General features: G+C 35.3%; 9 protein-coding genes. 5 read left to right on the top strand and 4 right to left on the bottom strand.

Annotation, left to right across the window (positions count from 1 at the left end; all coding sequences use genetic code 11):
• The first annotated feature begins 210 nt into the window (after positions 1–210).
• From AC22ZQ_RS00380 to AC22ZQ_RS00370, 3 genes are read left to right on the top strand one after another with little or no spacing between them, the layout of a single operon-like run.
• A complete protein-coding gene (locus AC22ZQ_RS00380; protein ID WP_318956589.1) occupies positions 211–918 on the top strand; it encodes a hypothetical protein in 708 nt (235 codons plus the stop codon).
• 7 nt (positions 919–925) lie between these two features.
• Entirely contained in the window at positions 926–3778 is a 2853-nt protein-coding gene (locus tag AC22ZQ_RS00375; RefSeq protein ID WP_318956588.1) for a T9SS type A sorting domain-containing protein, read from the top strand.
• Positions 3741–4448, top strand: coding sequence for a hypothetical protein (locus AC22ZQ_RS00370; protein ID WP_318956587.1), 708 nt, complete (start codon positions 3741–3743; stop codon positions 4446–4448). Before AC22ZQ_RS00375 ends, AC22ZQ_RS00370 begins: the two co-directional genes overlap by 38 nt.
• 47 nt (positions 4449–4495) lie before the next feature.
• Here AC22ZQ_RS00370 and AC22ZQ_RS00365 read toward each other — a convergent pair whose 3' ends face one another.
• Positions 4496–5614 carry a DNA polymerase III subunit gene (locus AC22ZQ_RS00365; protein WP_318956586.1) on the bottom strand — a complete coding sequence of 373 codons (1119 nt, stop codon included), beginning with the start codon at positions 5612–5614 and terminating at the stop codon, positions 4496–4498.
• Between the two features lie 141 nt (positions 5615–5755).
• Between AC22ZQ_RS00365 and AC22ZQ_RS00360 the strand changes: the two genes are divergently transcribed.
• Positions 5756–6685: a DMT family transporter gene (locus tag AC22ZQ_RS00360; RefSeq protein ID WP_318956585.1), complete on the top strand. Its 930-nt coding sequence runs from the start codon at positions 5756–5758 to the stop codon at positions 6683–6685.
• Here AC22ZQ_RS00360 and AC22ZQ_RS00355 read toward each other — a convergent pair.
• Complete coding sequence (locus AC22ZQ_RS00355) at positions 6640–8160, bottom strand: GH3 family acyl-acid amido synthetase (protein WP_318956584.1); 1521 nt, start codon at positions 8158–8160, stop codon at positions 6640–6642. The genes AC22ZQ_RS00360 and AC22ZQ_RS00355 overlap by 46 nt on opposite strands.
• Before the next feature lie 186 nt (positions 8161–8346).
• Between AC22ZQ_RS00355 and AC22ZQ_RS00350 the strand changes: the two genes are divergently transcribed.
• Positions 8347–9171 carry a universal stress protein gene (locus AC22ZQ_RS00350; protein ID WP_318956583.1) on the top strand — a complete coding sequence of 275 codons (825 nt, stop codon included), beginning with the start codon at positions 8347–8349 and terminating at the stop codon, positions 9169–9171.
• Positions 9172–9219: 48 nt separating this feature from the next.
• Here AC22ZQ_RS00350 and AC22ZQ_RS00345 read toward each other — a convergent pair whose 3' ends face one another.
• Complete coding sequence (locus AC22ZQ_RS00345) at positions 9220–9591, bottom strand: hypothetical protein (RefSeq protein ID WP_318956582.1); 372 nt, start codon at positions 9589–9591, stop codon at positions 9220–9222.
• A 71-nt stretch (positions 9592–9662) separates the two neighbouring features.
• Positions 9663–12533, bottom strand: coding sequence for an aminomethyl-transferring glycine dehydrogenase (gene gcvP / locus AC22ZQ_RS00340; RefSeq protein ID WP_318956581.1), 2871 nt, complete (start codon positions 12531–12533; stop codon positions 9663–9665).
• Between the last annotated feature and the right edge of the window lie 795 nt (positions 12534–13328).

The following is a 13328-nucleotide window of genomic DNA, read 5'->3' as shown; positions in this document are numbered from 1 at the left end:
TTCGAATATTGAATATCTACAATTTGATCATTATTTAACTATTTCCTAATCACGTCAAAATAACACACTGAAATACAGTTATATACCATATTTAACATGCTGTAACCTGCGAGAATCCTTACCCTGTGGATTCTCGTAAATCACTGGTTTTCATTTGGATTGAGTTTAAACAAGGTTATACATTTGTTACAAATCTAAAAACCTAACACGATGAAAAATTTAAATTTAACAACTCGAATTATTGCAATTGCAAGTGTAGTATTAACCAGCTCTTTTAGCATTGCACAATCTGTACCTGATGATGAATTACAAAATGGAGATTTAGAAATCAACTGTAAAGACAAGTTTGGGAACACCATTAATGGAACACCTTCATGGGCAAGTTACCCTGGAAAAATAGTTACCGTTTCTCAATGTCCTACAAACGCTAAGGTAGGAATACAAGTAATGAATCCCGAAGCTAACCTTCATATAAATTCGGGTTTATCTAAAACTGCAAACAGTACGATATTACTGGTAGAAAATAACCACGAAAAAGTACTAAAGCTCTCTAATGAAGGAGTACTTTATGCGCGAGAAATTAGAGTAAATTTAGATACATGGCCTGATTATGTATTTGAAAAAGAATACAGTTTAATGAGTCTAGACAGCCTTGAAAGTTATATAGACAAAAACGGTCACTTACCCAATATACCAGCGGCTGACTCAGTAGTATCTGAAGGATTAGACTTGGGTACAAGTAATAAACTTCTCATGGAAAAAGTGGAAGAGTTAACCTTGTACTTAATCGCACAAAACAAAGAACAAGAACAACTCAAAGCTACTTTAGAGGAACAACAAAAGTTGTTAAAAACTCAACAAGAATTATTGGTACAACAAACCTTAATAATTCAACAAATCTGTGCTAACCTAAAATAATTGAGTCATGAAAAACCTAATCTACATAATCATTGTGTGTGCTAGCGGGATGCTAGCCGCACAAACAGAAACCAGAACCTTTGGTTCAACGAAGGAGTATGCAGAATATGCCTTCTCCAACACTAACCTAAACAACTTTAATTCTGGCTACCTACTCAACTTGGACTACAAGAGTATGTCAGATGAATTTAGCCTGAACAATTACCTAACAGAACTGGGAAATTCCAATAAGGTTAATGGAGATAAATTATCTCAAATGTTACATATCATGGAAAACTGTGATGTTCAACGCGAGTTTAACAAATCAGCAATAACCACTCCTATTTATGAGGAATTTTACAGGGTTTCTCCAGAATCTTATATGGATATTCCAATCATGATATTTGACATGGATTTCCAACGACTAAAACTGGATAAAGAAACACTCATTAAAGAATGGAACAGCGATAAACCTTATCCTATGTTCTCTAAAAATGATGCTTACCGTATGAATATTCAAATCGCTGGACCTTTTATCAAGCACCTCATCAATCCAAATGTTAGATTCTATTGGAACAATGAGTTATTCTTCACAAATAAAGATAAGTCCATTAAGCGTGTAGAATTAACATTAGATGGAGAAAATATTTCCCTTTTCGAAAATGAAACCATACAACTATTCGATTATGTTGAGCATGAATTAAATGAACTAGATATTAAAATCATTTATGACGATAACACGAGTTTTTCCAATACATTTCAATTGAAAATTCACAAAACAGAACCTTTATCTGCAAAAAGCGAAATTTTCTATTCAGACATATCTGGGAAAATAGAAGGATCTGAAAGTAGCACTGAACTTCATTTTAAAGTTCAATATGCTTGTGGAAGAAACTACATTGAAAAACCTTTGATAGTAGTAGCTGGATGGGGACCATACTCAGATAATCAATTATTTAATAACCTTAACTTTTTTAAAGCTAAATGGCCTGCAACTTTCGATGATTTGTATACGCAATTCAATAATTTCGAAATGATAGAAAACATGAGGGCTCAGGGGTTTGATATTATCATCTGTAAATTTTTTCCTCCCAATGAACGCGTTGAAATGAATGCGAATGCACTTATCAAACTGATAAAATATATCAATCAAGTTAAAAACGTAAATGGCTCTAGGGAGGAAAATGTGATTATGGGATACAGTGCTGGTTCTATTGCCACACGTTTGGCATTATTAAAAATGGAATATCAACACCTCAATGAAAATGCTGAACATCACCAAACCAAACTATATATATCCTTTGATGGAGAACATAGAGGTGCAAACATTCCATTGGCCGCCCAACATATGGTTAAACATATGTATACCGAATCCAACTGGCCTAATTTAGGATTACACATAGATGGATTAAACCAAATTCTCGAGGCGCCATTAACCAAAGAATTACTCCACTATTATTATACGGAGACGGGTGATATTGCAAACAATGAAATTCCGCATCAAGGACCTCATTTTATGCGCACATCTATGATGGAATTATTTAACGATTATAACCACAGTAAAAATAGCCATATTCCTGGGTATCCTTCTTTTACAAGAAATATATCCATTGCTCAAGGAGCTAATAAAGGAAACTATGCTAACGGTACCAACCAGCAATATCCTTACCCATTCACCGAAGGCTTAATACCCTATGAAAAAAATCACCTCGGTAAATACAGACGTAGTCAATTTAATATTCAAGGTGGAAATACTGTTTTTACTTATGAAGAAATTTTAAATGGAAATTGGTCGATAAATACTGATTTCAATACCAATAACGAATGTTTAGTAATTGATAATGCCCCAGGGGGAACTGTATTTGTAAAAGACAACCCTTTAGATGCTATTGTTATGTTGATGGATTATGCTTTCCTTGCTGGATCGGCAGATATAAAAAAGAAATATACCCAATTCTGCTTTACTCCAACCGTATTTGTACATGATATTCGCAATTTTGACCCTGTGAGTACTGGTTATAGATTAGATTATAATATGGGAAACAACAATCTTATGTTTACTAAATTTTCAGATGTTGCATCTAATAATAAATCAGATTTTTATGGGTACCCTCATTTAACAAAACCTGCCACCCACTATATGCATTTAACTCCTTTTGATGCAGTATTTTCTTCTAGTATTAATGAAGAACACTTGTACTGTAACCGCGTTGAAAGAGATGATTATAATGATTATGACGAACCTTATGAACGTGTTGCTAATTCTTACATTCATCCTTGCTTGGACTTTTGTTTGAACGAAGTAGACTATGAAAATGCCTATATTCAAAATGAAAATTATGGCGGTTTTTGTAGACCCAATTATACCTATCACGCGAAAATTCATGCACCCAAAAAGGTTTTTCTTGGACAAAAAGTAACGGATAGAACAGATTTTAAAATCGCTCGTTTCAGTGCTAATTCAGCCGTTGATGTTAAAGCTGGAAATGAAATCATCATCAAACCAGGGACGGAAGTGCTCGCTGGAACGCATTCTCTTTTCAAAATAGAAGGTATAGAATGTTTTGAATCTAAAAGTTTAACTCATTCCAGTCCATCTTCAAATCCTGAAGCAACAACAGTATCTATTCTTTCTAAAAAAGATAAGGAAGAAAACTGGTTTAATGTTTACCCCAATCCTTCAAATGGAAGCGTTTATTTGAACATTTTGGAAGAATTTAATCACGAATACAATTACGCTGTATACAATTTAAGTGGACAGTTAATTCAACAAAATAATCTCTATAGAAATAAGCAAGAACTGAAGCTTCCAAAAGGAGTTTACATCATAAAAATAAACAATCATGAAAAATCAAGTACGCAACGTATTATTGTACTGTAGCCTACTTTTAATAGGAGCAGGATGCATTAAAAAATCAAAGAAAGAGACGCAAGTTCATTTTCATCTGTATAACCCAGTAACCCAAGAAAAATTCGAAGGAGTCCATGTGAAAATTTATCGCATGAAAAGTTACAAGCTTCCTGCAGATTCTAAAGCAGAGTTAGAATGGGAAGGATACACGGATGTCGATGGAAAAGCTTCTTATGTGTTCAATGCAGCAGATAAAGGTAAATACGAATATATCCCTGCGGTAGATAAAAGTTTTACAAAAGGCATGGAATTGATTTTGCAACCCTCTCCTTATTCTGCAATATTCAAAGATCAAAACAATACCCTTGAATATTGTGTGGTTAGAAAAATTCAGTGGATTCACCACTTTAAAAATGTGAACTGTTATGACAATAACGATAAAGCAAGGTGGCGATATTCTGATATAACATTAGGAAATGACGTCAATTGGTCATATTGGTTTCCTTTTGATGTAATACCAGAATTTTCAAATGGTTACTTTGAAGGATGCACCGATCATTTAACAGCCACACGAGTAGATAATCAACGCACCTTTTTATCTCAACTAGAAGTCACTAAAAATGACAGTACTTACATCATTGAAGATACTTTAAGAATAACCGGAGAAAAGGGTATTGATACTTTACAACTCTATTATTAAACGAATGCAGTAAAGTAAACAACGGGAGTCGAAAGGCTTCCGTTTTTTTATGCCCTATGTATATAACGCATGATCTCAAAAGTAATATTGGTAAACAATATTTTGGGATTGGCATTACGCTCTACATTGTAGTGGGCATCGTTGAATAATTCGCAGAAGTCCATAACGTTATTCCCGGTAATAAAGCGTGCAAATTTGGCCAAGAAATCTGCTTCTTCATCTGAACAACGCATGAGTAAATCATCGGTATAATTCTTCATCATACTTTGGCGTATCATGTAGAGTCCGTATTTCAAGAAGTTCTTTTGCCTTTCTCTACCCAACTGTGCCAATTCCTCAGCCCAACCCAACATGCTCTTTACATCTTTCTTGTAACACACACGCATGAGCGAAACAAAGTATTCTCTGTTTACATCCTTTTGTTCGTGAGCTCCAGATAAATCTACCGCTTCAATTAAGTTTCCTTCGGCACGTAAACCTATACTACTCACAGACGCCTCGGTTGTCAATCTGTTCTGCAACAAATAGCGCATCAAATCATCTTCATCTATACGCGGAATATGAACATTTTGCGTTCGGGAATTTATGGTCGGCAAGATGTTCTCTACACTCTCACTGATTAAAAAGAACACCGTATCCTTTGGTGGCTCTTCTATGATTTTCAACAATTTATTGGAGCAAGAAACATGCATTTCATCGGCCATCCAAATAACCATTACTTTTTTACCTCCTTCAAAAGATTTCAAGGTAAGTTTACGCAATATCTCTACACTTTCCGAAACTCCAATAATGGGTTTACGCTTTTTATCGTCGATACGTTCTATCCAATTGTAGAGATTAAAATAAGGTTGTTCAATCACCTGTTGTCTCCACTCTTTAAGCATTCCATCCGAGGTTTTCGACAAGGTTTGAACTGTAGGAAAAGAAAAGTGTAAATCTGGGTGTTCCAATTTCCCTACTTTTCTACATGAAGGACAAATTCCACAACTATCATCTGCTGTAGGGTTCTGACAAAACATATATTGTACGAAAGCCAAGACCATAGGTAGTGGTCCATACCCCGCTTTACCAAAGAAGAGTTGAGCATGACTCACCCTGTCTTCCTTCACCTCATTGATGATGTGTTCTTTTAATGCTTTGTGTCCTACAACATCCTTAAATTGCATGGGGCTAAAATAGCCAAAATGATGGGAAATCATTCCTTAACAATACAAGTTAATGTCATTTTATGAATGTTTAATTCCTTTCCTAAAAACGAAAAATATAAAAGTTTCTACCGACCTTTGCCGCTACATTTTTAAAACGACATGAGTAAAGTCTTTAAATATCAAATTCTACTTCACGTAGTTATCTTCTTATGGGGATACACAGCAATTTTAGGAAAATGGATCAACCTTGATGCACTTGGAATTGTGTGGTATAGAATGGGAATTGCATTTCTTTCTCTCCTTGTCTTCATGCTTATCTTAAAGAAAAAGATTTTGATTAAAGACAAAGCAACCGCTATTAAAACCATAGGTGTAGGTTTTCTGGTGGCTTTGCATTGGTTGTTTTTCTTCTTAAGTGTACAAGTTTCAACGGCCTCTTTAGCCATTGTGTGTGCAGCCACGGCAACCATGCATGTTTCCTGGTTAGAACCGTTGGTAATGAAAAGAAAATTCCAAGCTTCTGAATTTATTTTAAGCTTGTTGGTAGTTGCTGGTATACTCATCATCACCTTTGATTCTACCGTAGAAACCAATGTTTTAGGAATAGTATTCGGACTATTAGCTGGATTATTTGCAGCCTGTTTTGCTACGTTTAATGGATATTTAGTGAACAAAACTACCGCCGCAACTATAACACTTTACGAAATGTTTAGTGGGTTTATTTTACTATCTATTTGTTTAATACTCGCGCCAAGTTTTGGTTTTGAAGAGTTACAATCCAACCTCGCCAAAATCAATGGGGAAGATGTTGCATGGCTATTATTTCTTGGTATAATTTGTACTTCTGTTGCCTTCTTGGCTTCGGTAGAAACTACTAAGCTTTTAGGAGCGTTTACCGTGTCTTTGAGTATTAATATGGAACCTATTTATACCATGATTATTGCGGCACTTTTCTTAAATGAAAATGAAAAAGTAGGTGAGTATTTTTACCTCGGTGCCTTTTTAATTGTGTTTGCCGTTTTCTTTAATGCTATTGTAAAGTACTATAAATCAAGACGCGTTAAGAAAGCTTCCCAAGCCAAAGCCTGATTTTTATTCATCACTCGGGCAAATTTATGTTGACCGCCTAATTTATTTCTACTCTCCAAAAATTCGTAGAATTTCTCCACGGGTAGAGCAATTACTTTTGGACTTTTCAACATGTACTTCCGCAAGGTTCTATAATCGTCATTTAAGGCACATAAATTACTGTTAAGTTCAACTTCAAAACGGCGTGTATCTACCTTAGCATTTACACCTATATACCAGTTGTGTCTATTCCCATTTTTAGACGGATATACACAGAATTCCTGAATATTCATACCTAGATTTGTTGCTGTTCTATTGATAGCATCGTTCAAATTCTCTACAGAAAGGTGCTCACCCGCACTATTCAATGTTTGTGATACTCTTCCCACCAAATCAAACCTGAATTCTTTGAGATCTTGAAAACGCACAACATCACCAATAAGATAACGCCATAATCCAGAACAAGTAGATATAATCAATCCATAATTTTTACCTTCTTCTACCTGACTCAAATTTAAGGTTGGTAAATCTTTTACACTGCGGTGATCATTGACAAGTGAAAAGTATTTCTCTTCTAAAAACTCATAAAATACACCATGATTGAGCAATAAATTCAATCCTTTTTGATAAACATTTTTCTGGTAGGCAAAATAACCTTCAGAGGCTAGTAAAGTGTTTTGGAAGAAGATTTCCTTACCGCATAGTGCTTCAATTTTCTCGCGATAACCATCGAGAAAAACCCCACCGTGCAAATACAGTGAAAAATTAGGCCAAATGTCATGTATACTTTTTAATTTATAGGTTTTTACAATTCCGTTAATCAACATCAATACCCAAGTTGGAACACCAGCAATAACACCTATATCCCAAGTGGGTGCCTTGGCGATTATTTGTTCCATTTTTTCATTCCAATCCGTCAATTTAGCGATGCCATTGTTGGGTTTGGTAAAAGGTTTAAAAACGAAACTTTTATTTTTTTGAAGTATGCCGGATAAGTCGCCTTGTAAATAATCTTTTGTGCGTTCTAATTGGGTAGATCCCCCTACGGTGAGAACAGAAGAGTTGTAAAATTTAGGGTGTAAATCAAATTCATAAAGCTCGGCCAATTGTTGAAAACTGGTCCGTTGAAACTGACGTATCATCTTATCGGATACAGGTATCTTCTTACTAGTATCTACTGTGGTTCCAGAAGACAAAGCGAAGTAATTTATTTTACCAGGCCATATTACATTTTTCTCACCATTTAAGGGTTTATGTAACCACTCTTTGTGAAAATCAGCATAGGTAAACAGGGGTACTCTTCGCGTAAATTCACCGGTAGAATCAGTATGGTTTAAGATAGCATCGAAATCGTAATGTAAACCGAATTCGGTTTTCCTCGCCTTTTGAAGTAATTTTTCCAAGGTAAAGTCTTGCGCCTGATTCCTGATTGTTCTGGGTAAAAATTCGTAACTGAGTCGCGCAGTTTCTTTTAACAAATTTCCGGTTATAGACATAGCAATAATTTGCTACAATTTTAAAGCATCAAAGGAAAGGTAGGGTATATAGAATATTAAGCTTTATTTATGATTTAGATTGAAATATTAAGAGATTATTACTAATATTAAAGTATAGAAATACGAGTCTTACTTAATAAAAGATTGTTTAATTTTGTAATAGACTATAAAACCAAAAACTAGAATATGTCTGATAAAACATTTATTGTTCCTCACGATTTTACAGAATTAGCAGATAACGCCATGAGAAATGCTATTGTTACTGCAAAATTTGTGAAAGCAAAAATATATGCGCTACATGTTGTAGCTAAAGAAAAGCATTTGGATGATGCACGTAAAGAATTAGCGAAACAATTAGAAAAATTCTCTGACGAAGAAGTAGAAATTGTTCCATCTGTGCGTGTAGGAAATATTTTCGACGACATAGGAGAGTTTGCTGCAGAACACGACGCTGAATTAATTTTCATGGGTACACATGGTGCTTCAGGAGTTCAAAAAATTACAGGATCTCATGCCTTAAAAGTTGTTTCTTACTCATCTGTACCATTTGTTGTAACGCAATTAAAACCTGTGAAAGATTCAGGTTACGATGATATTGTGGTTCCTTTAGATTTACATAAAGAAACGAAACAAAAATTAGCTGTTGTAGCTTCTATGGCTCGTTATTTTAAATCTAGAGTTCACGTAATTACTCCAGATGAGAATGATGAATTCTTAAAGCACAAAGTACAGGCAAATATTCAGTTTGCTAAGAAGTTCTTTAGTGAAAGAGATATTGAAATTACAGCAACTTTAGCACCTTCTTCTGGTTTTGATAAGGAAATTGTGAAACACGCTATTCACGTAGATGCTGATTTAATTGCTATTATGAACATACACAAGAACAGTATATTCGGAGCTTTCAGTAACAACTACGAACAATACATGATTACCAATGATGCACAAATCCCAGTATTGGTTGTGAATCCAGTGGATTCTTCTCAATACGGAGGAAGTGTATTGTTTACATAAAATATACAACACGTATAAAAACCGCTGCTTTTTCGAGTAGCGGTTTTTTTATGCCTTAGCATTGTGCTTAAATCTGTTGATCAACAAATCTGCTAGAATAGGTAGTATGAGTATATACCACGTATGTATCGCTATAGGATCTATGGAGTGATAAACATACAACACCAGTAGGGGAAGAAATAAAACAGACCAGTTTAACCTTGACTTTTGTTTACGACTAATATAAAGGGCGTTTTTCTCCACGTAACGCATACTAAACACATAGAGTATAATTAAGAAGAGTAACAGCCCAAATACAGGCGTAAAATTGAATTCTACATTACTTATTAAACTATACAGTAAGTAAAAGAAATAAAAATAATATCCCAAGAGCACAAAGGGGAATATAAACCTGTTCCAGATGTATTTTGTGTTTTGCATATGTGGCAGTAATATAAAAAAAGCTCTTCCCTATACAAGGAAGAGCTTTAAAATCTATAGTTTCGATTGTATTAAGCCATTTCGTAGCTTTCTACACTCGGACAAGAACACATTAAGTTTCTATCCCCGTATGCATCGTCAATTCTTCTTACTGTTACCCAGAACTTGTAATCTTTCAAGTATTCAATTGGGTAAGCTGCCTCTTGTGGAGAGTAAGGATAGTTCCAATCTTTGTTGATGATACAATCTGCTGTGTGCGGTGCATTTTTCAACAAGTTATTTTCTCTATCTGCATGACCATTTTCAATCTCTTTGATCTCTTTTCTAATGCTAATTAAAGCATCACAGAATCTGTCTAACTCTTCTTTATCTTCTGATTCAGTAGGCTCAATCATTAATGTTTCTGCTACTGGGAAAGATACTGTTGGAGAGTGGAATCCGTAGTCGATCAAACGCTTAGCGATATCTGCTACTGTAACACCAGAGTTTTGTTTAAATTCTCTACAATCCAAGATCATTTCGTGTGCTACTGTATTGTTTTTACCTGTGTAAAGAATACCGTAGTGCTCGCTCAATCTTGCTTTGATGTAATTCGCATTAACAATTGCCATCTCCGTTGAGTGTCTCAATCCTTTAGCTCCTAACATTTTGATGTAAGCGTAAGAAATCATTAAGATTAACGCTGATCCGTAAGGCGCTGCAGAAACTGCATTAATTGCTTTAGAACCACCTGCTTTTTCCATCATAACAGATCCTGGTAAGAATTCTGCCAAGTGAGCTGCTACTCCGATAGGTCCCATTCCTGGTCCACCACCACCGTGAGGAATTGCAAATGTTTTGTGTAAGTTCAAGTGACAAACGTCTGCTCCAATGTTACCTGGATTCGTTAAACCAACCTGAGCATTCATGTTAGCTCCATCCATGTAAACTTGTCCACCATTCTCGTGAATGATAGAAGTTACTTCTTGAATTGCCTCTTCGTAAACTCCGTGCGTAGATGGATAAGTTACCATCAATGCACCTAATCTATCTTTATGCTCTTCTGCTTTCGCTCTTAAATCTTCTACGTCGATGTTACCCATTTCATCACACTTCGTAACAACGATTTCAAATCCTGCCATTACTGCTGATGCTGGGTTTGTACCATGCGCTGAAGAAGGAATTAAACAAACTTTTCTGTCTGTATCTCCGTTTGCTTCGTGGTACGCTTTAATCACCATTAATCCTGCGTATTCACCTTGTGCTCCAGAGTTAGGTTGTAAAGACATTGCTGCAAAACCTGTAGCTTCACATAAATCTTTCTCTAACTGTTCAAACATCTCATGGTACCCTTGAGCTTGCTCCAATGGCGCAAATGGGTGCATGTGTGCAAATCCTGGGAAAGTAATTGGCATTAATTCAGATGCAGCATTCAATTTCATTGTACAAGATCCTAATGGAATCATAGAGTGTACTAATGATAAATCTTTGTTCTCTAAACGCTTCAAGTAACGCATCATTTTAGACTCTGAGTGGTACTTGTTGAAAACCTCGTGTGTAAACACAGCGTCAGCTCTCATGAACTCATCTTCTAAAGCGATAGTTGCATCTAAAGTTGTAGCTGTTGCATTTTTCTTAACAGCTGCTGCTAATACAGCTAAAACACCGTTGATATCCGCTTCTGTTACACGTTCTCCAAAACTTAAAGTCATTTCAGATCCACTGATGTAACGGAAGTTGTATTTGTTTGCTTCAGCTAATTTTTTAATATCATTTGTCATTACTCCAACTGGTGTTTTCAACCAAATTGTGTCGAAGTACTGATCGTATCCTAATTCGTATCCTAAAGCTACTGCACCTTCGGCTACTTTTTTAGCCTTGTTGTGAACAGATGTAGCAATCTCACGCATACCTTGTGGTCCGTGGTAAACTGCATACATACTCGCCATAACTGCTAATAAAGCCTGTGCTGTACAAATGTTAGATGTAGCCTTATCTCTTTTAATGTGTTGCTCACGTGTTTGCAATGCCATACGCAATGCTACATTATCGTCAACATCTTTAGATACTCCGATGATTCTTCCCGGTACGTGTCTTTTGTACTCTTCTCTTGTTGCAAAGTAAGCAGCGTGAGGTCCACCGTATCCCATAGGAACACCGAAACGTTGTGTTGAACCACAAACAACATCAGCTCCCATTGAACCTGGAGATTTTAACAATACTAAAGAAAGTAAATCAGCAGCTACAGAAACTTTGATGTTTTTGTCGTGCATTCTTGAAATAAATCCTTCCAAGTTTTTCTTTACTCTACCTAAAGCATCTGGGTACTGTACCAAAGCTCCGAAGAAAGTATCATCTCCTTCGAAAGTTTCTGGGTTACCTATAACTAATTCAATTCCTAAGTTTTCTGCTCTACCTTTAACTACGTCGATAGTTTGAGGGAAAGAGAACTCAGAAACGAAACACTTGTTCTTACCTGCTTTTACATCAGATCTTTTTCTAGCATTGTAGAACATGATCATAGCTTCAGCAACGGCAGTCGACTCATCTAATAAAGATGCATTGGCCAACTCCATTCCAGAAAGCTCCATTACCATCGTCTGGAAATTCAACAAGGCTTCTAATCTACCTTGAGAAATTTCAGCTTGATACGGCGTGTATGCTGTATACCATCCTGGATTCTCTAGAACGTTACGTTGAATTACTGGAGGAATAATAGTTTCGTTGTATCCTAAACCGATGAAAGACTTAAATACTTCGTTTTTCGCAGCCAATTCTTGAGCGTGAGCTAAGTACTCCTCCTCAGTTAAAGCAGCGTCAATATTTAATTCTCCCTTCAAACGGATATGAGCTGGTATTGTCTTGTCTACCAACTCTTCAACAGATTTAACACCTATTTTCTCCAACATAGCAGTTTTCTCTGCTGAATTTGGACCAATGTGTCTATTAGAAAAAGCGCTCATTTACATATATTTTGAGGCTGCAAATATACGTTAACCTTTTCAGATGGAAAAACAATTCAATCTACTTTATCTAAATAGTACTTAAGTGACAGTTTTTAAGGGTTTTGGAGAGTTTTTAACATATGTCATTAAATAGTGTTAAAAGGCCTCGTTATTCCATTAATTTTATACGGCTATCTAAGCATTTCACGCATCTCTTTTTATTTCACACCGAATTCTGTTTTTACATCGTTTTTTTACAGCTCTTTTTTCTCCTTTATATAGGTCGTGTGAAAAGGGTGTTTAAAAGTCTAAAAAGTAAAGACCTACTCAGGAAGATCTTAAAACTACTTTTACGGAGAGTATTTAAGTGTTTAACTAAAACTTTAAAAACTCTTAAAGTCCTTTGTTTACTGGTGTTTACATGATATTAAGAGGTGATGAAATTAGAGATAGCGATTTTTTTTCAATAATCCAAGCTTCGCACATTTAACCTAAAGAATAAGAAAAAAAGAAAAGAGAATTTTTTAAAAAGGTTTTACTATTACTTATTAAGGTGTTAATACTGTGTAAAAGAAAAAGAGATTTCAGTTGCTTTTTAAGTAATACACATTTAGGTCTAGGGTTATTAACGAAATGAATAGTTTTAGTTCTGTTGATTTTAAAAGGTTTAGCTAGGTTATTAACAATTAGTGCGTTTAGATGAACATGTAAAACTTTTTTAGTTAAAAACAGATTTCACCCCTCCAAAACTATGTGAATAACAAAACGGAAAAAATAATAACTCTCTATTGCTTTTTTCATTTTCATTTTGGC

It is taken from the genome of Lishizhenia sp. (assembly GCF_057456495.1).
Note: the sequence above shows the minus strand (reverse complement) of the source record. Positions and strands in the feature narration are given on the sequence as shown.

Excerpts from the sequence above, each read along its gene's own strand:
- AC22ZQ_RS00380 (WP_318956589.1), top strand. The coding sequence starts at position 211 with ATGAAAAATTTAAATTTAACAACTCGAATTATTGCAATTGCAAGTGTA.
- AC22ZQ_RS00375 (WP_318956588.1), top strand. The coding sequence starts at position 926 with ATGAAAAACCTAATCTACATAATCATTGTGTGTGCTAGCGGGATGCTA.
- AC22ZQ_RS00370 (WP_318956587.1), top strand. The coding sequence starts at position 3,741 with ATGAAAAATCAAGTACGCAACGTATTATTGTACTGTAGCCTACTTTTA.
- AC22ZQ_RS00365 (WP_318956586.1), bottom strand. The coding sequence starts at position 5,614 with ATGCAATTTAAGGATGTTGTAGGACACAAAGCATTAAAAGAACACATC.
- AC22ZQ_RS00360 (WP_318956585.1), top strand. The coding sequence starts at position 5,756 with ATGAGTAAAGTCTTTAAATATCAAATTCTACTTCACGTAGTTATCTTC.
- AC22ZQ_RS00355 (WP_318956584.1), bottom strand. The coding sequence starts at position 8,160 with ATGTCTATAACCGGAAATTTGTTAAAAGAAACTGCGCGACTCAGTTAC.
- AC22ZQ_RS00350 (WP_318956583.1), top strand. The coding sequence starts at position 8,347 with ATGTCTGATAAAACATTTATTGTTCCTCACGATTTTACAGAATTAGCA.
- AC22ZQ_RS00345 (WP_318956582.1), bottom strand. The coding sequence starts at position 9,591 with ATGCAAAACACAAAATACATCTGGAACAGGTTTATATTCCCCTTTGTG.
- gcvP (WP_318956581.1), bottom strand. The coding sequence starts at position 12,533 with ATGAGCGCTTTTTCTAATAGACACATTGGTCCAAATTCAGCAGAGAAA.